Here is a 25,561-nt window from a genome sequence, read left to right as displayed (position 1 = left end):
AAAAGGGAGTTGAGCCCAAATGTCCTTTAAAATATTAATAACGGATTACGAATTTGAACATTTGAAATATGAAGAAGAGATTTTTCAAGAAAGCGGTCTGGAAATCGAATTCATCAAAGCGCAATGCAAAACTGAAGAAGAAGTAATGGGGCAGGCAAAAGAAGTGGATGCAATTTTAAATCAATACGCTCCTATCTCACGCCGAGTTATTGATTCGCTTGAAAACACCAAAATCATTTCCCGTTACGGTGTTGGCGTCAATACAATTGATCTCAATGCGGCTAAGGAAAAGGGGATTACTGTCGCCAATGTACCGGATTATGGCATGGAAGAAGTATCGAATCATGCATTGGCACTTTTACTTTCTTCGGCGCGGAAAGTGACATTGTTAAACAATGAAGTGAAAAAAGGTAACTGGGACTTTAAGGTGTGTGTCCCGATTCATCGATTTAACGAGCAAACTGTTGGGGTTCTAGGCTTTGGACGGATTCCGCGCCGTTTCATTGAAAAGGTGAGACCGCTCGGCTTTAAAACTGCTGCATACGATCCTTTCGTATCGGCGGCAGACATGGCTGCGGTTGGGGTTCAAAAAATGGAGCTCGACGAAATTATAGCAGAAGCCGATTATTTGTCGATCCATGTGCCCTTAATTGATGATACATACCATCTGATCAATGAGGAGCGCCTTAAACAAATGAAGAGAAATGCGGTTATCATTAACACGGCACGTGGACCGATAATCGATGAAAAAGCACTTTCTGATGCACTTGAAAAAGGGGTAATTGCAGGTGCAGCACTTGATGTGACAGAGAATGAGCCGGTCAGCACCGATAGCCCGCTGCTCACAATGGATAATGTCATCATTACGCCGCACAGTGCCTGGTATTCAGAGGAAGCAATGGTTGAACTTCGTCAAAAGGCAGCGAGAAATATCGTTCAGGTCTTAAACGGAGAAATAACACCATACGCATTGACTTAGGAAAGGGGAAAAAATATGAAAATAGCGACTTTTTCCGTACAAACCGAACAACACATCGGTCTTGTTAAAAATGATCAAATTATTAGTTTAACGGCTCTTGGTCCAGAAGAATTTCCGGCTTGCATGAAAAAATTCATAGAACGAAGCAGCGAGTTGATAACACGTGCTGAACAGTTAATTGAGCAACGGGTTAATGACGATGCAATATTCAATCTGTCAGAAGTAAAAATCCTGCCGCCAATCGCAAAGCCGGATAAAATCATTTGCGTAGGACTTAACTATTTTGATCATTGCAAGGAAACGGGGATGGAGCCCCCTGAATCACCAGTCATTTTTTCAAAATATGCAAATGCCATTGCCGGCCATCATGATGCGATTGAAATTCCCATTAATTCAACCGCGGTCGACTTTGAAGCAGAGCTTGCGTTTGTCATTGGAAGAGAAGCGAAACATGTATCAGAAGAAGAGGCGAATGACTACATCTTTGGCTATACAATTATGAATGATATTAGCGCCCGAGACTTGCAATTTCAGGATGGCCAGTGGTCGAGAGGCAAAACGGCGGATACATTTGCTCCATTTGGTCCTGTTATCGTGACAAAAGATGATGTGGGGGACCCCCACAATCTAGCGATTTCGCTTGAATTAAACGGTGAAATTATGCAGGATTCAAATACAAGCAACCTAATTTTTACGGTTCCGAAAATCATATCATTTTTATCACAGTCCATGACACTAATGCCAGGTGATTTGATTGCAACTGGCACGCCACCAGGCGTTGGAATGGGAAGGAATCCGAAAATCTGGTTGAAAAACGGTGACCGGATGAACATCAGCATTGAGAAGATCGGTACGCTTTCTAATCACGTAATAGCATGACAAGAGAAAGAAGGTGATGACATGGATGTTGTAACCATCGGAGAAACAATGACAGTGTTTACCCCGAATGAAGAAGGTCCACTTCGCCACGCCCGATCTTTTTCAATGAAGTTTGGCGGTGCGGAATCCAATGTCGCGATAGGGTTATGCCGACTCGGTCATAGGTCACGCTGGATCAGCCGTCTCGGCGAGGATGAATTTGGCGATGCCATGCAATCTTTCATTCGCGGAGAAGGCGTTGATGTCTCTTATGTAACAAGAGACCCTGATGCGCCTACCGGAGTCTTTTTTAAAGAATTCAGACGGCTGAATGATACTAGAGTTTATTATTACCGGAAAGATTCGGCAGCTAGCAAAATGACAGCGGAATTACTTACTGATCTTGCCATCCAAGACGCAGCTTATCTCCATATTACCGGAATTACCCCTGCACTAGGGAATTCGTGTCAGTTGCTCTTGGATAAAGCGATCCGCATTGCTAAAGAAACTGGAACAAAAATCGTCTTCGATCCGAATATTCGCTTAAAAATATGGCCGGATGAAAATGAAGCACGTCACATCATAACAAAGTACGCCTCGAAAAGTGATATCGTCATGCCTGGGGTGGCCGAAGCTGAATTTTTATTCGGTTCCCACACTCCGGAGATGTTTGCCGATCATTTTCATGAACTCGGTGTTGAAACAGTTTTACTTAAATTGGGCAAAGAGGGCTCTTTAATTTCAGCCCCGTCTGTACCAAAAACATACGTTCCCGGATTCTATGTGGAACGGGTCGTAGATCCCATCGGTGCTGGTGATGCCTTTGCATCCGGTGTACTTTCCGGCCTGCTTGATGGACTGCCGCTAGATGAAGCTGCAAGGCGTGGAAATGCCATGGGAGCAATGGCAACGATGGTAAATGGCGATGTTGAGGGTTTGCCGGTCCGTGCCGACCTCGATTTGTTCATGAGTGGCGGCGCTGATGATGTGAGGAGGTAGAAAGGTGGAAAAAATGACTAAACTTGAAGAGCTTAAACATAGGAAGCTGGTTGCGGTCATTCGCGGTGCACGCCCAGATCAAATTATACCTATCGCCAGAGCCCTGAAAGAGGGCGGCATCCGAACACTTGAAATAACAGTGGAAACTCCCAAAGTGTGTCTTTTAATTGAAAGGGTTAAAGAGGAGTTCGGTGATGATATCATAGCGGGTGCCGGTACGGTTTTGGATCCTGAAACGGCCCGTGCGGTCATCATGGCAGGGGCGGAATTTATCTTTTCTCCAACCGTCAATGTCAAAACGATTAAAATGGCGAAGCGCTATGGCGTTATTAGTATCCCTGGTGCACTCACACCAACCGAAATATTGACTGCTTATGAGCATGGAGCTGACATTATCAAAGTTTTTCCGGCAGATGCACTTGGTGTTAGCTATTTTAAAAATCTTAAAGGACCGCTTCCTCACATTCCCCTTATGCCAACTGGCGGTGTCAGCCTTGACAACCTCGCATCTTTTTTTAAGGCAGGGGCCATCGCAGCGGGAGTTGGTGGTTCATTGATCAATCCTACGAAATTGATTACAGATGGAGATTACATCAGGCTGGCAGAAACGGCAAAAAAATTTTCAGCTATCGTACAAAGAAGCTAAAGCAATCCTTCGCCTATATGAATTACGGTTAAATAAGCACTGGGAATGAAAGTATGACTGAGTGTTATTTCCTCCTTTCCTATCAATTTGATGTATCTCGTTCAATCCTTTATAGTCCATCAAGGGTGTTAGCTGGTGAACTATGGATAAATTCAGACAATCCAGAAAGGGGAAAAGTGCTATGTTACTAGAAAAGTACAGAAATCTGCAGGGTATTCTCCAAAAAATGGAGTCGGTTGTTGTCGCTTTTTCAGGAGGGGTGGACAGCACTTTTTTGCTAAAGGTTGCTATTGATACTCTAGGTTATGATAATGTGTTAGCCATTACAGCAGATTCGGAAACCTATCCGTCGAGTGAGTTGAAGGATGCCAATATGCTATCAAAATGGATTGGTGCCAAACATCGAGTCATTCAAACTTCGGAGTTGGCCATTCCTGGATATACAGAAAATAATCAGAATCGCTGTTACTTTTGTAAAAGTAGTTTATTTGACCACCTGCTTCCAATTCTTGAAGAATATGGATTTAATAATATAATTTATGGAGTCATCGCTGATGATGCTAACGAATTTCGCCCAGGCATGAAAGCAGCTAAAGAAAAAGGAATCAGGGGACCTCTTCTGGAAGCCGGTTTATTCAAAGAAGAAATAAGAGTATTGTCCAAGCAAGCCGGTTTGCCAACCTGGGATAAACCATCATTCGCATGCCTATCTTCACGCATAGCATACGGCGATATCATTACGAAGGAAAAGTTGACGAAAGTGGATAAATCAGAAGCTTACTTAAAATCATTGGATATTCATCAGGTAAGAGTCAGGACGCATGAGGATACTGCCCGAATTGAAGTTGAACCCGTCGATATGCCTCGAGTGCTCCAATACCATGTGGCGATCACGAAACGACTGAAGCAATTTGGTTATAAGTATGTATCATTGGATCTCACGGGCTATACAAGCGGAAGTATGAATATAGCGCTAAAAAAGGAAGAAATGTTATGATCGACGATATTTTAGAGCAGGTTCAAAATGGTTCATTGACAGCAGCGGAAGCAAAGGAAAAACTTGCATCATATGAGAATTTAGGGTTTGTAAAAATTGATCATCATCGAAAAAGGAGACAAGGCTTTCCCGAAATTGTGTTTGGAGAAGGGAAAACGGCTGAGCAAATTTTAACGATTGTACAATCACTTCGGACAAGGAATGATTCTGTGCTTGTGACCCGAATTTCTCGGGAAAAAGCAGTATATGTACAAAAAGAATGTAGTGAATTTGAGTATAACGATATGGCCAGGACACTTGCTTGGGTTAAAGAAAAGCCAAAATCCGTTGGTTCATATATTGCAATTGTGTGCGCCGGGACATCAGATTTGTCCGTTGCTGAAGAAGCTGCCGTGACGGCCGAAACACTTGGTATTCCAATCAGGCGTATATACGATGTTGGTGTTGCTGGGCTGCACCGCCTCCTTGATAATATAGACGAGATACGAGGGGCTACCGTATCAGTTTGTGTAGCGGGGATGGAAGGGGCACTCCCAAGTGTGCTAGGAGGCCTTGTCACGAATCCAATTATTGCTGTTCCGACAAGTATCGGTTACGGTGCCAATTTTAACGGTTTATCGGCACTTTTATCAATGCTTAATTCATGCGCATCAGGTGTAAGTGTGGTGAACATCGATAATGGATTTGGTGCAGCCTACAATGCAGCGATTATATACAAACTTGTACATAAAAAGGAGATCAATGATGATGAGGACATTATATTTTGACTGCTTTTCCGGCATAAGCGGAGATATGGTTATTGGTGCGTTGATTGATGCAGGTGCAGACCCTTTACAAATGGAAGAAGAGTTAAAAAAGCTAAACATGGATGAAGAATATACTCTGTCATGGGGGAAAGTTGTTAAAAATGGCATTACGAGTACTAAATTTGATGTCATTCTTACCAGTAAATCAGAGCAACCACATGAACATGGCCACAGTCATGGACATGAACACAGCCACAGTCATGGACATGAACACAGCCACAGTCATGGACATGAACATAGCCACAGTCATGGACATGAACACAGCCACAGTCATGGAACCGAACCCAACCATAGCCATGTACATCACAATCATCATGGTAGCCGCACCTACAAACAAATTGTAGAAGCTATCAAAGAGGCTAACCTTAATGAATCGGTAACAAACATGTCACTCGCCATATTTAAGAAGATTGGTGAAGCGGAAGGGCACATACACGGGCTTCCGCTTGATAAAGTTCACTTTCATGAGGTAGGAGCTATAGATTCAATAATAGATATAATCGGGGCTGCAATTTTAATCGATCAGCTAGATATTGAATCAGTTCAGTCATCAGCCATTCCAACGGGATCTGGACATATACATATAGATCACGGAATATACCCGGTTCCTGCACCTGCCACACTTGAAATATTAAAGGGGGTACCGATTGCCTCAAACGTTATTCGTTCTGAATTAGCAACGCCGACCGGTGCTGCCATCGCAGCGGTTTTAGCTGAAAAATTTGGCTCGCTTCCAGCCATGACTGTCGAATCGATTGGCTATGGTGCGGGGACAAAAACATTTGAAAATCATCCGAACGTCCTTCGCATTATTATAGGGGAGATCCAATGAAGCGCCCACCTGATCATGAGCATCTTGATGGACAAATGGTAAAAATGGAAGTGAATCTAGATGATATTTCCGGTGAATGGCTTGGTCATGTAATGGATTTGTTGTTTGAATCAGGAGCAAATGATGTATTTTATACACCAATCTTCATGAAAAAAAATCGACCGGGGGTGTTATTGCAACTTCTCTGTTCACAGCAGGTGATTTCGAAAATCAAGAAGATATTATTTGCTGAAACGACAACTCTCGGTATACGCTACTATCCTCTTACCGTGCACAGGCTCGAACGATCTTTTTTACATATAGACACACAATGGGGGAAAGTGACGATAAAGAGAGGGTTCCATGAGGGCCAACCCATACAGCAGGCACCTGAATATGAGGATTGCCGTAAAATTGCCGTACAGAACAATATACCTCTTAAAAGGGTGTATGAAGAAGTATGGAAGTGTCTCGGGGAGGTGGAAGAGAAATGAGCTTGGTGTCGATTCTTACATTAGGATTCATATTGGGAATAAAGCATTCGTTAGAGCCTGATCATGTTATTGCGGTAGCAACCACGGCAGGAAAAACGAAAAAATTATCGCGGTCCACTCTAACGGGAGTGTATTGGGGAATAGGCCATACATGTACGCTGTTTTTTATAGGTATGCTATTCATTTGGATGAAAGGGGAAATTCCAGAGTCGTTAAGCATGACGCTGGAATTCGGCGTTGGTATTATGCTAGTTATGCTAGGGGCGAAAAGTTTATTTAAAGCTCGCCCTAATATCACGAACGACAAAGATAGATTTCGTCCTTTTTTGGTGTCTGCTTTAATTGGGTTCGTCCATGGTCTCGCGGGCAGTGCCGCAATGGTCATTCTAACTATGTCGACCGTAACCGGTATAGGCGAAGGATCCATCTATATCATTATTTTTGGCGCAGGGACGATTATTGGAATGCTGTGCTTTACAACTTTACTAGGCATACCGTTTGCTTTGAATGGTAAGGACATCGTTTTAAACCGAATCTTCATCAAAATGGCGGGAGCTTTAAGTTTTGCATTCGGACTTTATTATATATACAATTTGGGTGTAACAGAAGGTTTGTTTGCAATCTGGGCTAATTGATTTAATTTATAAGCATGAATGGAATCTTAGGCTGTCTGTGACCCATAGACAGTCTTTTTATATTTATTGATTCCTCAAACAATAAGTCTTCAACGAGGTTTCTCAGAAAGAACAGGGCCACAGCTGACAAAAAAGGCTTGTCATAATGGGCACACTTTAATGGACACATGTCCATGTACATTTAGGGGTATATTGTAACGGATATGAATCTCCAATTAGTATTCTGCAAGTATTATTATAGGGTTTATAATCATCTTGTAGATGGAGGAGAGGGTTGACAATATATAATAAGACCCTATGAAACTCCTAAGCGATTGGGATGGTAGTGTCATAGGGTCTCTTATTCTGGTACAAAGAACCTTACCTGAACCCAGGGGTTGTCGTTGCCGCTAGGCAGAAATACGTTTATTTTTCCTTTGAAGAATCCATATTTCAACTGCACCGGAGCCAAGCAATACCCCCGAAACAATGAAGATAAGTCCAATGAAATGTGCAGGTACAATGGCTTCATTAAGGAAAAAGGCTGCCCCTAACAAAGAGAATAAGGTGTTTAAGTTAAGAAAAATGGATGATTCGGCTGCGCCTACCTTACCAATGGCATAATTATAGCTCATGTGCCCGAGGGCAGTGGCAAAAATGGCGGAGAAAATGAAAGCTCCCCAGATGGAGGTCGGTGCAGCTGCCAGTGAAGATAAGCCCTCTGGTTCCTTCCATAAGCTGATGGCAAAAAGGATAAAAGACCCGATCAGCATCATGTAGCCGGTTAGTAATCGTGGATCCATTGTTTTTGAGGCTTTATTGATAAGAATGAAACTTAATGCCTGTGAAAGTATGGAAAGTAAAATATCCACATCCCCCAGATTAATAGAATGGAGTCCTCCACTTCCTGCCATAACGGTAAAACTCACACCCAGGGCACCGCATATAAAGCCCAAAAGCCTGATTAAAGTGGGTTTTTTCCGAAAGAATATCATGGTCAAGATGACAGTCAAGATTGGCCCCATGCCCAAAATCAGTCCAGCATTCGATGCAGAAGTCTTCGTCAATCCCTCAGCTAAAAAATAATGATGAAAAACGACACTCAAAAGTGCTCCTCCAAAAACGTAAAAAAGTTCACTTTTTTTAGGAAGGCGTATTAGTCCAAAGAAGAAAAGGATAAGAATGACTATAAGAGAAGCAGTAAAAATTCTCAAAGAGGTTATTGTTACGGGCTGTGTATTCGCAACTAAAATTTTAATAACCGAGACATTTAACCCCCATGTAATCATTATTCCGGTAAGTAAGATGTATATCTTCAAAAAACTCATTCCAAACAACCTTTCAAACTTATTTAACAATTGATATATTATACAACTTTCTCCAAATTAATAGCAAAGAGTAAATTTGATGGAAAGCCCGAGGATGAAAAATCAGAAACTCTTAATCATTAAAAAAGAGGGAAGGAATAATTCCTTTTCGCTTTACCGCAATAAGGTTTTTTATCATTAGTTTGGCTGAAAAATAAATTGAAAAAACAGCGAATAAAAATAAAATTAAAAATTATCAAACTTTTCTATTGTTTTTGATAGGGTTTTCATTTACAATTTCCTTATGATTTACTAAACCGGTTTAGTATTTTACTAAATCGATTTAGCAATGATGTGTAATGAAAGTGATATGATCAAATGTTTTTTATTTGTGATTGTTCGAAAGAAGGAGGTACTGTATTGTCATCAAAATATGGTGTTTTAACGCTTGGCGACGCCATGATTACGCTAAATCCGGAAGAGACAGGACCTTTAAGATTCGTTAACCGTTTTGAGCGAAAAGTAGGAGGCGCTGAACTGAATTTTGCGATTGGCTGTGCAAGGCTTGGCATGCGGGCAAAATGGATAAGCCGCTTGGGCAAGGATGAGTTCGGTAAAGTTATATATAATTTCGCTCGCGGGGAAGGCGTGGACATGAGTGATGTTGCCTATGTAAATGGATATCCAACATCTCTTAACTTTAAAGAAATCCGGGAAGATGGTTCCGGAAAGACATTTTATTACCGCTATCAATCTCCCATTTTAACTTTAAACCCGGGAGATATAACAGAGAATATGTTTGAAGAGATTGATATAGTCCACCTTACTGGAGTATTTTTGGCCATAGATCCCAAAAATGTGGATATTGCCAAGAGGGTAATGGATATTGCAAAACAAAAAAATATACCTGTTTCTTTTGATCCGAATATCCGCTTAAAGCTATGGTCCATCGACGAAGCAAGATCAGTTTATTATGATGTTTTTCCATATGTTGATATTTTGCTTACAGGTTTGGATGAAATTAGATTGATCACCGGAACTGACACAAAAGAATCTTTGGCGGCATTCGCAAATGTGAATGATATTGATCAGCTTGTCATTAAGGACGGGAAACATGGTTCAAAACTATATACCAAAAGTGAATGGCATGAAAAAGAAGCATTCCCGGTTATACCTGTTGATACTGTTGGTGCGGGAGATGGTTATGATGCCGGGTATATTTACGGATATCTACATGGCCTATCTATTGATGAAAGATTGACATTCGCAAATGGTGTAGGAGCTCTTGTCACCACTGTTGCAGGGGACAATGAAGGATTACCTTATTTGGAAGATGTAATGCCTTTCATACAGAATGAGGCTGTTATAGAAAGATAGATTACTGAAAGAAATGAGGGGAGAAAGTGGCAACAGTAACAATACAAGCGGAGGAAGCAAAACGCTTGGTCATACAACAGCTGACCAAAGTGGGTTTAAATGAAGAAAATGCCGGGAAAATCGCGGAAGTATTGGTTCATGCCGATCTCAGAAATGTCAATTCCCATGGTGTTTTGCGAACAGAGCATTATGTGAACCGTTTACAGGCAGGAGGCATAAATCCCGATGCCCAGATTTCCTTCCAAAAGACTGGGCCAGTTACCGGTGTTGTTGATGGAGATGATGGTTTTGGGCATGTGATTAGCGACGTGGCCATGGACCATGCAATCGAAATGGCTAGAGATAACGGTGTTGGCATGGTGACAGTTTTTAATAGCAGCCATTGCGGAGCACTAAGCTATTTCGTTCAAAAAGCCGCTGATGCAAAGTTAATTGGCATCGCGATGTCACATACCGATAAAATTGTGGTCCCGTTCGGAGGAAAAACATCATTTCTTGGTACCAACCCAATCGCTTACGGTGTTCCTGCCAAAACGAAGAAACCCTTTATTCTTGATATGGCAACATCCAATGTTGCGCTGGGGAAAATCCTCCAGGCACGCGAAGAAGGAAAGGAAATCCCTGAAGGATGGGGAGTGGATGAAAATGGAGCTAATGTCACAGACCCGAATAAAGTCGTTTCCCTTTCCACTTTCGGTGGCCCGAAAGGCTATGGTCTATCCGTAATTGTGGATGTGTTTTCTGGATTATTGGCCGGTGCGGCATTTGGTCCGCACATTGGGAAAATGTATGACGACCTTGATAAGAAAAGGAAGCTGGGACATTATTTTTGTGTAATTAATCCTTCGTTCTTTACGGATACTGATATATTTTTAGAGCAAATGGATCAAATGATCGAAGAGCTGCAACAGGTTGAACCTGCTCCAGGGTTTGATCGCGTATATGTACCGGGTGAGATTGAACAAATCAATGAAGAAAAAAACCTGAAACAAGGCATTACGATAGCATCAAGTGTTTATGAATTTCTTACAAAGTAGGTGGGAGAAATGAAAGCGGTTCAAGTACGGCAACCTCATGAACTTATCATTCAAGAAGTAGAAAAACCACGGATTTCGAACTCGACGGATGTCCTTGTAAAAGTAAAAAGAGTCGGGATTTGCGGATCGGATATGCATATTTACCATGGTACGAATCCTCTTGCTACACTGCCGCGAGTCGTTGGGCATGAAGTAGCGGGAGAGGTTGTGGAGATAGGTCAAGGTGTCTCGGGCATAAAAGTGGGGGACCACGTTGTTATTGAGCCCATCAGTTATTGCGGGGAGTGTTATGCCTGCCGCAAAGGCCGCCAAAATGTTTGTGAAAAACTGTCCGTTTTTGGCGTGCATGAAGATGGTGGAATGAGGGAATGGTTCGTCCTTCCGGAGAAACAATTACATGTTGTGGATTCCGCTTTAGCTTGGGAAGAAATAGTATTGGCTGAGCCATACACTATCGGCGCACAGGCCGTATGGAGGGGCGAAGTGGAGGAAGGGGAAACAGTGCTTATCCAGGGAGCTGGGCCTATTGGGATTTGCATATTAAAGATGGCAAAGCTTCAAGGAGCATCAGTGATGATCACGGATTTAAGTGATGAGCGTTTGGAATTCGCTAAAGAAAGCGGCGCCGATATCACCGTCCATGCGGGAAAAGAAGATGTTCAAAAACGAGTGGAAGAATGGACAAATGGCGAAGGGGCCAACGTCGTCATTGATGCAGTATGCTTGCCGATGACATTTGAATTGTCCTTCGATGTCGTGTCAACGGCGGGGCGGATTGTCGTACTCGGTTTTGATGAACGTCCTTCAGCGGTTTCCCAGTTACCAATCACAAAAAAGGAAGTATCGGTGAAAGGGTCTAGATTGCAAACCGATCAGTTCCCAAAAGTGGTAAAACTTTTAAATGAAGGAAAACTCAGACATGAAGGTTTAGTTACCCATACATTTTCGCTCGATGATATCCAGGAAGCATTTAATTTTGTTGAAAATCATCCCGAACAAGTTCGAAAAGCGATCATCGTTTTTAATTAAGGGGGTAGGAGTTATGGATAAACATTCAATCATACATCGAATAACGGAAACGAAAGTTGTAGCTGTTATCCGGGGACAGGATGCAAAGGAGGCGGCGCAACTATCTAAAGCAGCTGTGGAAGGCGGGATTCAGGCAATCGAATTGACTTATACAACACCGGGAATTGAAGAAGCTTTCAAAGAACTGCAAAATACGGATGCACTATTGGGAGCAGGTTCTGTACTTGATTCTGAAACGGCTCGGCATGCGATTTTAGCTGGCGCCAAATTTATCGTCAGTCCCTATTTTGTCAATGGCGTAGCCGAACTTTGCAATCGATACGGCATTCCCTATATGCCTGGATGCATGACAATTAGAGAAATGGCTACATCATTGGAAGCAGGTTGTGATGTTTTGAAGTTATTTCCGGCAAACCATTTTAAGCCTTCTTTCATCAAGTCGGTTAATGGTCCATTGCCCAATGTAAGAATCATGCCAACTGGCGGAATTAATTTGGATAACATGAAGGACTGGCTGAATGCAGGCGCGGTAGCAATCGGGATCGGCAGTGACTTGAACAAAGCCTATCAAAATGGCGGCTATGAAGCCGCAGTGGAATTAAGCCGAAAATACATGCAAAAAATTGCGGAATAATGGAGGTGCATGATGAACATTACATTTAGATGGTACGGGAAAGACAATGATACCGTTACGTTGGAGCACATTAAACAGATTCCTGGAGTGAAAGGGATTGTCTGGGCACTTCACCAAAAACCTGTTGGTGAGGTTTGGGAAAAGGAAGAAATTCAAGAAGAAATTGAGTATATCCAATCATTTGGTTTTCACACGGATGTCGTAGAGAGTGTAAACGTCCATGAATCGATTAAATTGGGTAACGAAGAGCGCATGATATATATAGAGAAATACAAAGAGACGATCCGGAATCTTTCAGAAGCTGGAGTGAAAGTCATTTGTTATAACTTCATGCCGATCTTTGATTGGACTCGGACGGAAATGTTCCATCCTTTGGAAGATGGCTCAACTGCCCTGTTTTATGAAAAGGCGAAAGTGGATACGTTAGATCCGCAAGATTTAATTCGTACTGTAACGGAAGCTTCAGATTTAACTTTACCAGGTTGGGAACCAGAAAAGATGGATCGAATTTCTGAATTATTCGAAGCTTACAAAACTGTGGACGAAGAGCAGCTATGGGCGAATCTTGAAATATTCCTAAAAGAAATATTACCTGTTGCCGAGGCTTGCGGTATAAAAATGGCAATACACCCGGATGATCCGCCATGGTCCATTTTTGGCTTGCCAAGAATCATCACCGGAGAGTCGAGCTATGAAAAACTGATTTCGATTTCGGATTCACCATCGAATGCGTTTACCTTGTGTACAGGATCGATGGGGGCAAACCCTGAAAATGATATGGTCCAGGTGGCTAAAAAGTATGCAAACCGTTCGCCATTCTCCCATATACGCAATGTGAAGATTTATGAAAACGGTGACTTTGTGGAAACATCCCATCATACCCAGGATGGATCGATCAATATACAGGGCGTTGTGGAAGAATTGAATAAGCAAAATTATACTGGTTATGTCAGACCGGATCATGGCCGCCATATATGGGGTGAAGTTTGCCGCCCAGGTTACGGTTTATATGACCGAGCATTGGGAATCATGTATTTGCTCGGATTATGGGATGCATATGAAGCTACTAAATTAGGTGAAAAATCATGATTCCCATTCATGAAAACTTATCGAACAGGGTGGCAGTGATCACTGGAGGCAGCGGTGTTTTATGTTCTAAAATGGCGGTGGAATTGGCCCGTCATGGTGTCAAGATAGCCATATTGAACAGAACGGCGGAAAAAGGGCAAGAAGTGGTCGAACTCATTGAACAAACTGGGGGTACTGCGATATCCATCGCGGCAGACGTTTTGGATAGAACCTCATTGGAAAATGCAAAAGGGAAAATAATAGAATCGTTCGGAAGAGTGGATCTATTAATAAATGGTGCAGGAGGCAATCACCCTGATGCCATTACAGCTCCAGAGAAATATGGGGAAGAAGCAGAAGGAAAATCCTTTTTTGATTTGGATGAAGATGGTTTCTCCCAGGTTTTTGCCAGTAATTTCACCGGTACATTTTTGGCCAGTCAGGTTTTTGGGAAAGAGTTATTGCAAGTGGAAGCACCAGTCATAGTAAATGTATCTTCCATGAGCGCCTACTCTCCAATGACTAAAGTACCAGCATATAGTGCTGCCAAAGCTTCAATAAATAATTTTACCATGTGGATGGCTGTTCATTTTGCCGAGGAAGGTTTACGGGTGAATGCCATTGCTCCAGGATTCTTTTTAACGAAGCAAAATCGGGATCTTCTGCTTAATGAAGATGGCAGCCTGACGGCAAGATCTAATAAAATCATTACTTCAACACCTATGAAGCGCTTTGGGCAGCCTGAAGATTTACTTGGTACCTTGCTTTGGCTCGTTGATGAATCCTATTCGGGCTTTGTCACAGGAATTACGGTACCAGTCGATGGTGGTTTCATGGCATACTCAGGTGTCTGAATTCAGGTCCAATAAAAAGGTAAACAAGTGACCGTGATTAAATTTGTTCCACGGTATGGGAAATTGACTTTTTACTGCATCAGAAGGTGATTGTAAAGCTTTCCTTATTATATTAGAATATTCCTTATATATCTAAGCCATTTTGGTATTAGAGATTTGAAACCATACGACAGGAATGAATGAATTGAAAACCATTACAATTACTGATGTCGCCAATCACGCTAAAGTATCTAAAAGCACAGTTTCCCAATACCTTAACAAACGTTACGAATATATGAGTGAAAAAACCAGGAAAAAGATTGAAGAAACAATAGAAGAGTTAAACTATCAGCCTAATATAATAGCACGCAGTTTAAAGCAAAAATCCACTTTTACCGTTGGGGTAGTGGTTGCCAATATCCTTCATACGTTTTCAACGCAAGTTATTAGAGCTATAGAAAACTACTTTTACGAACAAGGGTTCCATATTATCGTATGCAATGCAGATGACAATCCTGAAAAGGAAAAGAATTATATTGAAATGCTAAGAGCTAAACAAGTGGATGGGATCATCATTTTCCCCACAGGGGACAATCTTGATTTATATCAACGTATGAAGAGTGATCATTTCCCGATTGTATTCATGGATAGGACGATCGAAGAATTGGATATTGCAACTGTCATGCTCGATAATCACCTTGCTTCCAAATTAGCGATCGACAGGTTTATTGAAAAGGGTTATGAAACCATTGCAATCATAACCACTTCAATCATACGCGATATCAGTCCCCGTATCGAACGGATTCAAGGGTACAAGGATTCCCTCGCGTCACATGGGATACCATTCAATTCAGAATATATTAAAACAGTGAACGCAGATGAAATTCCGGTTGCGCTTTCAGAATTTTTCGAATTGGAAAAGCCGCCTCGCGCCATATTGGCAGGAAATGATATCGTACTTAATGAAGTGTTGCGTTATATGAAACAGCACGAAATCAGTATACCTGATGACATAGCGGTAATAGGAATCGATGATGTACCCTATGCCAGTTTCTATACACCGACCATCACAACGGTTAATCAGCCAGCCATTGAAATGGCCAACTTGGCAGCAGAGTTACTGCTTAGTCAAATCAATAAAACAGGAAAAGAGGATACAAGCGTTCATCGCTTGACACCGACTTTGCTTGCAAGGAATTCCTGCTAGAACCGGTTGTAAGAATTCCTGTGAAAAAGAAAGCGCTTTTTTTACGGGAATTCTAAACCGATTTAGTTAAAGGTCATATAGGCTTTACTCTTGGTTATTAAATGGAAACGTTTCCAAAGATGCTGCTGCATTTATAGAAACGAATAGGGGGGTACTTTATGTTTTCAAATGGTAGAGGAATGGTTATCGTTTTCTTGTTCTTGGCAGGGGTGATTAATTATCTGGACCGATCTGCACTGTCCATTGCAGCTCCGTTCATCCAAGATGATTTATCCTTAACAGCAACACAGATGGGGATTATTTTTAGTAGCTTTTCAGTTGGTTATGCCATATTTAATTTCCTTGGTGGAATGGCGTCCGATAAATGGGGTGCAAAGCTTACGCTTTTTGTGGCGATGATCGTTTGGTCTTTATTCAGTGGTGCACTTGTATTGGCTGTCGGCTTTGCCAGTATGATCGTCATCCGCATCTTGTTTGGTATGGGCGAAGGCCCTCTTTCGGCAACCATCAATAAGATGGTGAATAACTGGTTTCCAGCGAATCAACGGGCATCTGTCGTTGGTTTGACGAATAGCGGGACGCCGCTTGGCGGCGCCATAGCAGGTCCGATTGTTGGATTTATTGCCATCTCATATGGATGGAGAGTTTCTTTCATTGCCATAATGGTGATTGGTCTTATATGGGCGATTTGCTGGTGGAAGTTCGTTAAAGAAAAACCAGCAGAGTCAAAAGAACAGAAACATACGGGGAAATCTTATGTAGCGGCAACATCGGAAGGGAAGGTGAAATTCACCTTTTATTTAAAACAAAAAACGGTTTTATTTACAGCTCTAGCCTTTTTTTCTTACAACTATATTCTCTTCTTTTTCTTAACTTGGTTCCCAAGCTATTTGGTGGATGCACGCGGCCTAAGTGTAGAAAATATGAGCATCATTACTGTGATTCCTTGGATTTTTGGATTCATCGGACTTGCTCTGGGTGGATTCGTGTCGGATTTCTTCTCTAAAAAATTCGCTCAAAAAGGTGTTTTATTCTCACGTAAGCTCGTGCTTGTAACATGTTTGTTCTTATCGGCGGTATGTATCGGTTTTGCCGGACTTGTATCCACAACGGTCAGTGCGGTAACGCTTGTGGCACTTTCCGTCTTCTTCCTATATTTGACTGGTGCCATTTACTGGGCAATCGTCAACGATGTTGTCGACCCTGGTAATGTTGGATCTGTTGGAGGGTTTATGCATTTCTTGGCTAATACAGCAGGAATCATCGGACCGACGTTAACAGGATATATTGTCGATACCTCAGGCACATACACAGTTGCATTCTTGCTTGCAGGTGGATTGGCCATCGTTGCATCGCTTGCAGTCATCCGTTTTGTTAGACCGATAGTAAAGCCTGCGTAATAGATTGATTGTTAGAATGGAAGTGTCTCCCAAAGGAATATCAAGGGAAGACACTTCCATTTTTAATGAATTAATATTTTTCATGTTTACTAGGCATGCTTACCGCATCCGATTTTCTTTTCGAAATGTTGCTGGCGTCTTTTCATTGTATTTTTTAAAGGTGCGAAAAAATTGGGGCATGCTTTCAAAACCGCACATTTCAGCAATATGAGCAATGGTGTGATTCGTTTCCAGTAAAAGTTCCTTTGCCTTGATGATTCTTTTCGTATTTAAATATACTATTAAGCCAATTCCAGTCGTTTCCTTAAAAACTCTGCTGAAATGAGCGGGACTGACCAAAGCTTTTTGTGCAAGAGTCGTCAAAGTCAATGCTTCATCGATATGTTCATTGATATAGATTAAAATATCTTTGATCCATTCTGAACTATAGCTATTGCCCTCTGGTAAATCTTCTTTGCCATTTATCCGAGTACGGTATAAATCAAGTATGATTTGATGAACGGTCAGCAAACAAGCATGCCTCGAGCCAATTGATTGGCTAGATGTTTCTTGCAGGATGAGTTGTAGCTGTTCCTCCATCTTTTCTTGTTTCTTTTGCGGCAATGATATTTTATAATTCTTACTCTTTTTTGTCAGGTCAAACAAATGTAAATATGAAAAAGAATCATCAACCATATCTTTGTATATCAATGTGGGACTGAAAAAGATAATGGTGGAGGTAACAGGGTCGTCCTTATTGGGTAAAGCCCTATGAATCGTATTATTAGGGATCAAAAATACATCCCCTTGCTGCATATCATAAAACACATCACCGATAAAAAAGGTCCCCTTACCGTTATAAACATAAACAATTTCATAATAGTCATGCATATGATCGGACAATTCATTCTGGGGACTTTTCGTATCCTGATAGACAAAAGAAAATGGGAAGAGTAAATCATGATTTAATGCATTATGAATTTTTTTCATTTCGTTCATCTCCTGAAAGTATAATACAACAAGAATGAGTATATTTATAGCAAAATATGCAATTTATATTTCAAAAATTGATGTTAAAATTAAAATAGATTTAAAAATTAAAAAATTCACACGAAAAATGAAAGGGCTTTCTGAATGGATTGACGTTTGGTTTTGAACGTCTTCACTCATGATAAGGAGGGGACAAAATGAATAAATTTGTTCAATTGCATTCAAATGATGATGTTGTTATTTCCTTGGAGGGAATTCATAAAGGACAGAGCCTCCAGATTCAAACGGAAGACAGGGGAATGATCCATATCAAGGCAAGTGATGACATTCCTAAAGGGCATAAAATGTTAGTGAAACCGGTAAACCGAGGAGAGGATGTAATCAAATTCGGCTACTCGATCGGAAAAGCTAAAGAAGATATCTCCATCGGCGATTGGGTTCACACTCATAATCTAGCATCCGGTTTGCATGGTATATTGGATTATTCCTATCAACCTAGCAGTCAAAATACAAATGAGCCAAGTCAAATTCATACCTTCCAAGGATATATCCGTGAAAATGGGGAAGTGGGTATCCGTAATGAAATCTGGATCATCAACACGGTTGGTTGCATCAATAAAACATGTGAAGTTCTCGCTAAAATGGGAAATGAGCAGTTTAAAGATCGACAAATAGATGGGGTTCTTCACTTTTCGCACCCATACGGTTGTTCTCAATTGGGAGATGATTTGACCCATACACAGAATCTTTTGGCTGCCTTGGCTCAACATCCAAATGCAGCAGGGGTTTTAGTTGTAGGATTAGGATGTGAGAACAATCAAATCGAAGCATTTAAAGATGTCATTGGTGAATTTCCTCCAAATCGCATTAAATTTTTAAAAGCCCAGGAGGTTCAAGATGAATTGGAGAGCGGCTTACGTTTGATGGGAGAATTAGTGGAGTATGCGGAAGGGTTCGTACGCACGCCCGTACCGGTTTCAAAGCTGAAAATAGGCTTGAAGTGCGGGGGTTCTGATGGTTTTTCAGGCATTACCGCTAATCCATTGGTTGGTGCTGTTTCCGACCTTATTGTAGACAATGGAGGTACCTCGATATTGACAGAGGTTCCTGAGATGTTTGGAGCGGAAACGATATTGATGAACAGGGCAAGAGATGAAGAAACCTTTAATAAAATCGTTGGCCTTATTAATGATTTCAAACAGTATTTCATTCGCCATGATCAGGAAATTTATGAAAACCCTTCACCTGGAAACAAGGAAGGCGGCATAAGTACGCTGGAGGAAAAATCACTTGGGTGCACGCAAAAAGGCGGCCATGCCACTGTAGTGGATGTTAGCCCATATGGTGAACGGGTAGTGAAGCATGGTTTGAATTTAATCAATTCTCCTGGAAATGACCTGATTTCGGTGACGGCTTTGGCAGCAGCGGGTGCACATATCGTTTTGTTCACTACGGGAAGGGGTACACCATTTGGCGGACCGGTGCCAACTGTGAAAATAGCAACGAATTCAGATTTAGCCAATCGTAAAAAACACTGGATTGATTATAATGCAGGGCAGTTGATTGAAGGTCGAAAGATCGAGGAATTAAAGGAAGATTTATTCCAATACATTCTTGAACTTTCATCTGGTAAAAAGCAAACGAATAATGAAAAATTCGGTTTTAGGGAGATAAGCATTTTTAAAGAAGGCGTCATTCTCTAACAGGTGTACATATCTATTAAGTTATTAAAAAGGAGTGTTATTCAGTGAAAAGTATTGTTTGTGAACAACCTTTTGAATTTAAGATGATCGAGTCGGAAAAACCGGTTCCAAACTCAGGAGAAGCTTTGATTCGTGTCCGCCGCATAGGAATATGCGGTACGGATATTCATGCCTATGGTGGTAACCAACCCTTTTTTAGCTATCCTCGAATACTTGGACATGAATTATCCGGTTATATTGAATCCATACCGGAGAATGAATCTGGGCTGAATGTCGGAGATCAAGTATCGATCATCCCCTATATGGAATGTGGAAAATGCCTGGCTTGCAGGAGTGGAAAAACGAACTGCTGTACGGATATGAAAGTTTTGGGTGTTCATGCTGAAGGAGGCATGAGTGAGTGGATGACGGTGCCTTATAATCATTTGGTGAGAACAGAAGGTCTTACACTTGACCAATCCGCAATGATAGAGCCTTTAAGTATAGGGGCTCACGCAGTTAGGCGCGCTGCTATTCATAAAGGGGAATTTGCACTGGTAATTGGTGCTGGTCCAATTGGCTTGGGAGTCATGGCATTCGCTAAAGAACAGGGTGCGAAGGTGATCGCAATGGATGTAAATGATGAACGCCTTGCGTTTGCTGGCAAATGGGCAAATGTCGATTACACTTTGAACGTTTTGGAGAATCCAATAGAGAAATTAGTCCAATTGACGAATGGAGATATGCCAAGCGTGGTTTTTGATGCGACAGGTAATGCTAAGTCAATGATGGATTCATTTAAATATCCTGCTCACGGCGGAAGGCTGATTTATGTTGGTTTAGTTAAAGCGGATATTACCTTTAATGATCCTGAATTCCACAGTAAAGAGCTTACATTAATGGGAAGCCGTAATGCAACAAGGGAAGACTTTGATTATGTCGTGAATACGCTGAAGAATGACAAGCTGGATATGGGCCAGTATATTACACACCGCACACATTTGGATGAAATGATCAATCAGTTTGAAGGGTGGTTAACTCCTGAAGCTAAAGTGATCAAGGCTATTGTCGAAATATAAGCATTAGGTATGCTCTCGTAAGGGCAACCTCTTTAATTGCACTCCGAATTGGATATTTCAATAAGAAAGGGGTTCTTTGATCATGAACATAAATAAAAGTCAACTAAAGAGTTTGAGTAAGGATATAAAAGCTGTCCAATATCCACATATGTTGGATTTTCCCATAAAAGTATTGCAGATTGGGGAGGGGAATTTTCTTCGAGGCTTCTTTGATTGGATGATTCATGAATGTAATAAACAAGGTCATTTCATGGGAAGTATTGCAGTTACCCAGCCTCGTCCCGCCGGAAAAAGGAAAATAGAGGAGATGAAACGGCAAGATGGACTGTATACATTAATGTTACGTGGTTTGCACCAAGGGGAGGAAGTGGAACAAACGGAGATCATTTCCGTTTTTTCGAAGGTAATTGATCCATATGAAGAATGGGTGGATTTTTTAGCATTATCAGAAAATCCTGAATTGGAATTTGTAGTTTCCAACACGACTGAAGCGGGGCTCAAATACCAGCCGATTCCTTTGGAAGAAGGAAAGCCAATTGAATCTTTTCCAGGAAAACTAACTGCTTTTTTGTATCATCGTTATCTCCATTTCAACGGAGATGCGAAAAAAGGACTGATCATGCTGCCATGTGAGCTTTTAGAGAGAAATGGTGATTCATTGAAACAATGTGTTCTTAAGCATAGCAGGGATTGGGATTTACCAAAGCCATTCATGGAGTGGGTGGACCGGGACAACCTATTCCTAAACTCGCTTGTAGACCGTATCGTTACAGGATTCCCAGCCAATGAGTCGGAAAAACTATTTACGGCATGGGGATATAAGGATACTCTGCTAAATACGGCAGAACCCTATCATTTATGGGCTATTGAAGGTGACCCTTGTATTGATCAACGTCTACCTTTACAACAGTCCGGCTTAAATGTGCGTTGGGTAAAAGATTTAACACCTTATCAAATGAGGAAGGTACGGATTCTTAATGGTTCACATACCTTGATGGCTCCTTTAGGGATTTTATCTGGAATGGAAGAAGTAAAACAGGCAATCGATCATCCGGAATTCAACCAATTTCTGAACAATGCCATCGAAAAGGAAATAATTCCTTCATTACCTTTTGATCAAAAAGAGATGATGTTATATGGGGAAAGTGTTCTTGAGCGATTTAAGAATCCTTTTGTACATCATCTCCTGGCCGATATTTCGCTGAATAGCATTTCGAAGTTCAAGGTTCGTCTCCTGCCGACCTTAGAGGAATATCATAAGGCGCAAGGCAGGCTGCCTGAATGTATCGTACGAGGTTTTTCGGCCCTGATCCGATTTTATAAGGTTCACGAAGTGAAGGGGAGTTATATGGGTAAAAGCTTTGCGGGAAAAGTTTATGTCGTTAAAGATGATATAAAGACAATTGAATTTTTCAAGGAACAATGGCTTCGTTATGATCAGGGAGAAATCCCGCTTAGACAATTGATAGAGGCCATCTTAAGTAATCAATATCTATGGGGGAAGGATTTGAGCGATATCCCGAACCTAGGAAACGAATTATGCCAATATCTAGAAAGGATGATTGACAAAAATCATCCGTTGTAAGGATTTGGGCAAGGTTAAGTTCACGAATATTGTTCCTATCTCTTATTTTTTTCTTTATTTTATTTGTATTTTTGGTATACTGAATGAGTGATATTTTTTCTTAGTAGTTTCCTAATGAAAAGATATTAAAAGAATTACATATTCTTTATTCCCGTAAAGGGGAGTAGCGTCAGGGATAACCTGAAATAAAGTCGTCATTACGTGGGAAATCCACCGGCTTTATTGGCCCTAATTCATTTAGTGCTTAGCGAGACCTTTGCCATCATATGGCGGAGGTCTCTTTATTTTTGTAAAAAAGGAGGAAATTGTGTTGGATTTTTTAACAGGTGAATTCATTTCAGGACTTTTAGCGATCATTATGATAGATTTGGTTCTAGCCGGTGATAATGCGATCCTTATTGGATTGGCTGCAAGAAAGCTTCCAAAAGAACAGCAAAAAAAGGTGATTATATGGGGAGCGGTCGGGGCAATAGTGATAAGGATCATTGCAACGCTGCTGGTCGTTTGGCTCTTAGAGGTGCCTGGACTGCATTTAATAGGGGGATTACTTCTTGTATGGATTGCTTATAAGCTCCTTATTGATGAAGAAGAACATGATGTGAAGCCAGCAGACTCGATGTGGGCTGCCATAAAAACGATCATTATTGCAGATGCTTTGATGGGATTGGATAACGTCCTAGCTGTGGCAGGTGCATCGCATGGTAACTTCGCTTTAGTGGTAATCGGTTTGCTTGTATCCATCCCAGTAGTGATGTATGGAAGCACATTAATCCTGAAACTGATAGAACGCTTCCCATTCATCATAATAATTGGTGCGGGAATACTAGGCTGGACTGCTTCTAAAATGATCGTAGCTGAACCTTTCATGCACGACTACTTTGCAAATCCCTTCATTAAATATGGATTTGAAGCGATAGTGGTGATTGGAATCCTGGTTGCCGGGACTTCAAGACAGAAAAATATCGAAAAAGAAAAAGCAAACAGAGAAAAAATGCAAATTGAACGTAATGGATAATGGACACAAAGAGACCTTTCGAATATGAAAGGTCTCTCTTTTTGTTTAAGTCCTATAAGATACAAAAAAAGAAAAAGGTGTACCAAAGTCCACACTTTGGTACAGCCTTTTTGTAAATATTCAAGGAAACAATAACATGCATTTCAATTACGATATCTGAGCCAAACGATCATACGGGCGTTCACTCTTTTATTTAGTTTAAGTTAATCCATACACTTTTGACTTCCGTATAATTTTCCAATGCATAACTGCCCATTTCCCGACCAATTCCACTTTGTTTATAACCGCCAAATGGAGAAGCTGCATCAAAGGCGTTATAGCAGTTTACCCAAACTGTACCTGCTTTTAATTCATTAGCCACATAATGGGCTTTTTTTACATCTTGTGTCCATAAACCTGCAGCCAATCCATATTCTGAGTTATTTGCACGGTTTATCACATCATCCAAATCATCAAAAGGCATTGCAGCTACAACAGGACCGAAGATTTCTTCTTTAGCGATTGTCATTTCATCTTCAACGCCTGCAAATATTGTAGGTGTTACAAAATAACCCTCTCCTTGTCCGTATTTGCCCCCGGTAACCACTTCAGCTCCTTCAGACCTTCCTTTTTCAATATAACTGCCCACGCGTTCCAATTGTTCACTGGAAACCAATGGCCCTATCTGGGTGGATGGATCAAGACCAGCCCCTTGTTTAATGTTTTTTGCATGAGACACTAAGTCAGCTACCACGTTGTCATAGGATTTCTTTTGAATATACAGGCGGGAACCGGCACAGCAAACTTGCCCTTGATTAAACATGATGCCCATTAAAGCACCAGGAATGGCTTTACTCATATCTGCATCCGGTAGAATGATATTAGGTGATTTCCCGCCTAACTCCAACGAGATTTTTTTCACAGTTCCCGAAGCTTGGCGCATGATCATTTTCCCTACTGAGGTTGAACCGGTAAAGGCAATTTTATCGACATCTGGATGGTCTACAAGTGGTGACCCTGCTGTTTCCCCAAACCCAGGGATGACATTAAGAACGCCAGGAGGAAAACCTGCTTCAAGCGCCAATTGACCTAAATATAATGCTGAAAGCGGCGTTTGCTCCGCTGGTTTTAAAACGATCGTACATCCGGTTGCAAGGGCTGCTCCTAATTTCCATGCAGCCATAAGAAGAGGGAAATTCCAAGGGATGATTTGTCCTACCACACCAACTGCTTCATGACGGGTATAATTAAAGTAATTCCCAGCAACAGGTATTGTTTGTCCTACTATCTTAGTTGACCACCCAGCATAATAACGGAAGTGATCGATTGCAAGGGGGACATCGGCATTGGTTGTTTCGCCAATTGGCTTGCCATTATCCAAGGTATCCAATTGTGCTAAGGCTTCTTTATGTTCCTCCATGAGGTCCGCTAATTTATAAATGAGGCGGCTACGTTCCGATGCACTCATTTTTTTCCAAGGTCCATCGTCGAATGCCTTACGGGCTGCTTTAACTGCTTTATCTACATCTTCCGGACCTGCTTCACTCACAACAGCTAAAACCTTGCCGTTAGAAGGATCGAGAGTTTCAAAGGTTTTTCCAGAAGCAGCTTCCACCAATTCCCCATTAATCAAAAGCTTTTTAGTGCCCTTCAAGAATTCTTGCACTCGTGGATTAAGTTTAATAGTTTGTTCCATGTATAATACCCCTTTTCATTTGGAATTTTAATTCGATATCTGTTCGGACAATGGCGTTCCTCTAAGTAAAGGATCAGGCATGATCTTATGTTTTTGATACAATTCTCTTTGGCTGACTTGCAGTAAGGCAGAATATTTTAAAAACTGGATTACTTGATTCTTTCCCCCCTTATACAAAAGGAATCAATTTCTCGACATGTTACTATGCAAGAGTTATGCCATAACAAAAAACCGATGAAAACAGTTAAAAGATGGCAGAGCGATATGGGAATGTGCCATACTGTTCCATATTGGAACAGGCAGGTGATCCAATATGGAACAAAAAAGTTTAGCAGTTCGCATAAGGGCGTTTTCATTTTGGTGAATATCTGAATTTTCTGTTATAATTAAACTGAATGAACGAACCCTGAATGCTCTGAAACTTTGAATTATATAGTGTTTCATTTATAAAAATTGAATA

The 25,561-nt window shown here is 41.3% G+C and carries 24 protein-coding genes; 21 read left to right on the top strand and 3 right to left on the bottom strand.

What is annotated here, in order from left to right:
- Positions 1-19: 19 nt before the first annotated feature.
- The 9 genes from BW986_RS19025 to BW986_RS18985 all read left to right on the top strand — a co-directional run bounded on the left by BW986_RS19025 (position 20) and on the right by BW986_RS18985 (position 7,225).
- Complete coding sequence (locus tag BW986_RS19025; RefSeq protein ID WP_076369672.1) at positions 20-979, top strand: C-terminal binding protein; 960 nt, start codon at positions 20-22, stop codon at positions 977-979.
- Between the two features lie 15 nt (positions 980-994).
- Entirely contained in the window at positions 995-1,858 is an 864-nt protein-coding gene (locus BW986_RS19020) for a fumarylacetoacetate hydrolase family protein (protein ID WP_076369670.1), read from the top strand.
- Positions 1,859-1,879: 21 nt separating this feature from the next.
- Positions 1,880-2,836, top strand: coding sequence for a sugar kinase (locus tag BW986_RS19015; RefSeq protein WP_076369668.1), 957 nt, complete (start codon positions 1,880-1,882; stop codon positions 2,834-2,836).
- Between the two features lie 13 nt (positions 2,837-2,849).
- Entirely contained in the window at positions 2,850-3,482 is a 633-nt protein-coding gene (locus BW986_RS19010; RefSeq protein ID WP_076369940.1) for a bifunctional 4-hydroxy-2-oxoglutarate aldolase/2-dehydro-3-deoxy-phosphogluconate aldolase, read from the top strand.
- Positions 3,483-3,663: 181 nt separating this feature from the next.
- Positions 3,664-4,479 (top strand): ATP-dependent sacrificial sulfur transferase LarE, encoded by an 816-nt coding sequence (gene larE / locus BW986_RS19005; protein WP_076369666.1) that lies wholly within the window; start codon positions 3,664-3,666, stop codon positions 4,477-4,479.
- Positions 4,476-5,246 (top strand): nickel pincer cofactor biosynthesis protein LarB, encoded by a 771-nt coding sequence (gene larB / locus BW986_RS19000; protein ID WP_076369664.1) that lies wholly within the window; start codon positions 4,476-4,478, stop codon positions 5,244-5,246. Before larE ends, larB begins: the two co-directional genes overlap by 4 nt.
- On the top strand, positions 5,227-6,117 hold the full coding sequence (gene larC / locus BW986_RS18995) for a nickel pincer cofactor biosynthesis protein LarC (protein WP_076369938.1): 891 nt from the start codon (positions 5,227-5,229) through the stop codon (positions 6,115-6,117). The genes larB and larC overlap by 20 nt, the downstream gene beginning before the upstream one ends.
- Positions 6,114-6,590 (top strand): nickel pincer cofactor biosynthesis protein LarC2, encoded by a 477-nt coding sequence (larC2, locus tag BW986_RS18990; protein ID WP_076369662.1) that lies wholly within the window; start codon positions 6,114-6,116, stop codon positions 6,588-6,590. The genes larC and larC2 overlap by 4 nt, the downstream gene beginning before the upstream one ends.
- On the top strand, positions 6,587-7,225 hold the full coding sequence (locus BW986_RS18985) for an urease accessory protein UreH (RefSeq protein ID WP_142244683.1): 639 nt from the start codon (positions 6,587-6,589) through the stop codon (positions 7,223-7,225). The genes larC2 and BW986_RS18985 overlap by 4 nt, the downstream gene beginning before the upstream one ends.
- Positions 7,226-7,614: 389 nt before the next feature.
- Here BW986_RS18985 and BW986_RS18980 read toward each other — a convergent pair whose 3' ends face one another.
- A complete protein-coding gene (locus BW986_RS18980) occupies positions 7,615-8,532 on the bottom strand; it encodes a DMT family transporter (protein ID WP_076369658.1) in 918 nt (305 codons plus the stop codon).
- A 399-nt stretch (positions 8,533-8,931) separates the two neighbouring features.
- Here BW986_RS18980 and BW986_RS18975 point away from each other — a divergent pair, with 399 nt between their 5' ends.
- The 8 genes from BW986_RS18975 to BW986_RS18940 all read left to right on the top strand — a co-directional run bounded on the left by BW986_RS18975 (position 8,932) and on the right by BW986_RS18940 (position 17,096).
- Complete coding sequence (locus tag BW986_RS18975; RefSeq protein WP_076369656.1) at positions 8,932-9,888, top strand: sugar kinase; 957 nt, start codon at positions 8,932-8,934, stop codon at positions 9,886-9,888.
- Between the two features lie 26 nt (positions 9,889-9,914).
- Positions 9,915-10,925, top strand: coding sequence for an ureidoglycolate dehydrogenase (gene allD / locus BW986_RS18970; protein WP_076369654.1), 1,011 nt, complete (start codon positions 9,915-9,917; stop codon positions 10,923-10,925).
- A gap of 9 nt (positions 10,926-10,934) precedes the next feature.
- Positions 10,935-11,954, top strand: a complete 1,020-nt coding sequence (locus BW986_RS18965; protein WP_076369652.1) for a zinc-binding alcohol dehydrogenase family protein — start codon at positions 10,935-10,937, stop codon at positions 11,952-11,954.
- Between the two features lie 13 nt (positions 11,955-11,967).
- The gene (locus BW986_RS18960) at positions 11,968-12,588 is read left to right on the top strand and encodes a bifunctional 2-keto-4-hydroxyglutarate aldolase/2-keto-3-deoxy-6-phosphogluconate aldolase (protein ID WP_076369650.1); all 621 of its coding nucleotides are present in this window, start codon (positions 11,968-11,970) and stop codon (positions 12,586-12,588) included.
- Between the two features lie 12 nt (positions 12,589-12,600).
- Entirely contained in the window at positions 12,601-13,677 is a 1,077-nt protein-coding gene (gene uxuA, locus BW986_RS18955) for a mannonate dehydratase (protein WP_076369648.1), read from the top strand.
- Positions 13,674-14,510, top strand: coding sequence for an SDR family oxidoreductase (locus BW986_RS18950; RefSeq protein ID WP_076369646.1), 837 nt, complete (start codon positions 13,674-13,676; stop codon positions 14,508-14,510). Before uxuA ends, BW986_RS18950 begins: the two co-directional genes overlap by 4 nt.
- Before the next feature lie 184 nt (positions 14,511-14,694).
- Positions 14,695-15,696 carry a LacI family DNA-binding transcriptional regulator gene (locus BW986_RS18945; protein WP_076369644.1) on the top strand — a complete coding sequence of 334 codons (1,002 nt, stop codon included), beginning with the start codon at positions 14,695-14,697 and terminating at the stop codon, positions 15,694-15,696.
- A 158-nt stretch (positions 15,697-15,854) separates the two neighbouring features.
- The gene (locus BW986_RS18940; protein ID WP_076369642.1) at positions 15,855-17,096 is read left to right on the top strand and encodes an MFS transporter; all 1,242 of its coding nucleotides are present in this window, start codon (positions 15,855-15,857) and stop codon (positions 17,094-17,096) included.
- A gap of 99 nt (positions 17,097-17,195) precedes the next feature.
- Here BW986_RS18940 and BW986_RS18935 read toward each other — a convergent pair whose 3' ends face one another.
- Positions 17,196-18,065: an AraC family transcriptional regulator gene (locus BW986_RS18935; protein ID WP_076369640.1), complete on the bottom strand. Its 870-nt coding sequence runs from the start codon at positions 18,063-18,065 to the stop codon at positions 17,196-17,198.
- Positions 18,066-18,262: 197 nt separating this feature from the next.
- On the opposite strand from BW986_RS18935, the gene BW986_RS18930 reads away from it, so the two are divergent.
- The 4 genes from BW986_RS18930 (at position 18,263) to BW986_RS18915 (ending at position 23,426) form a co-directional block, all read left to right on the top strand.
- Entirely contained in the window at positions 18,263-19,768 is a 1,506-nt protein-coding gene (locus tag BW986_RS18930) for a UxaA family hydrolase (RefSeq protein WP_076369638.1), read from the top strand.
- Positions 19,769-19,812: 44 nt separating this feature from the next.
- Positions 19,813-20,826 (top strand): zinc-binding alcohol dehydrogenase family protein, encoded by a 1,014-nt coding sequence (locus BW986_RS18925; RefSeq protein WP_076369636.1) that lies wholly within the window; start codon positions 19,813-19,815, stop codon positions 20,824-20,826.
- An 82-nt stretch (positions 20,827-20,908) separates the two neighbouring features.
- Positions 20,909-22,411, top strand: coding sequence for a tagaturonate reductase (locus tag BW986_RS18920; protein ID WP_076369634.1), 1,503 nt, complete (start codon positions 20,909-20,911; stop codon positions 22,409-22,411).
- Positions 22,412-22,721: 310 nt separating this feature from the next.
- A complete protein-coding gene (locus tag BW986_RS18915; RefSeq protein ID WP_076369632.1) occupies positions 22,722-23,426 on the top strand; it encodes a TerC family protein in 705 nt (234 codons plus the stop codon).
- A 193-nt stretch (positions 23,427-23,619) separates the two neighbouring features.
- Here the strand turns inward: BW986_RS18915 and BW986_RS18910 are convergent, their stop codons facing one another.
- A complete protein-coding gene (locus tag BW986_RS18910; RefSeq protein WP_076369630.1) occupies positions 23,620-25,101 on the bottom strand; it encodes an aldehyde dehydrogenase family protein in 1,482 nt (493 codons plus the stop codon).
- Positions 25,102-25,561: the final 460 nt, after the last annotated feature.

The sequence above is a fragment of the Peribacillus simplex genome, from assembly GCF_900156045.1.
In the GTDB taxonomy this organism is placed as follows: Bacteria; Bacillota; Bacilli; order Bacillales; family DSM-1321; genus Peribacillus; species Peribacillus simplex_D.
This window is presented reverse-complemented; position numbering and strand designations above follow the sequence as displayed.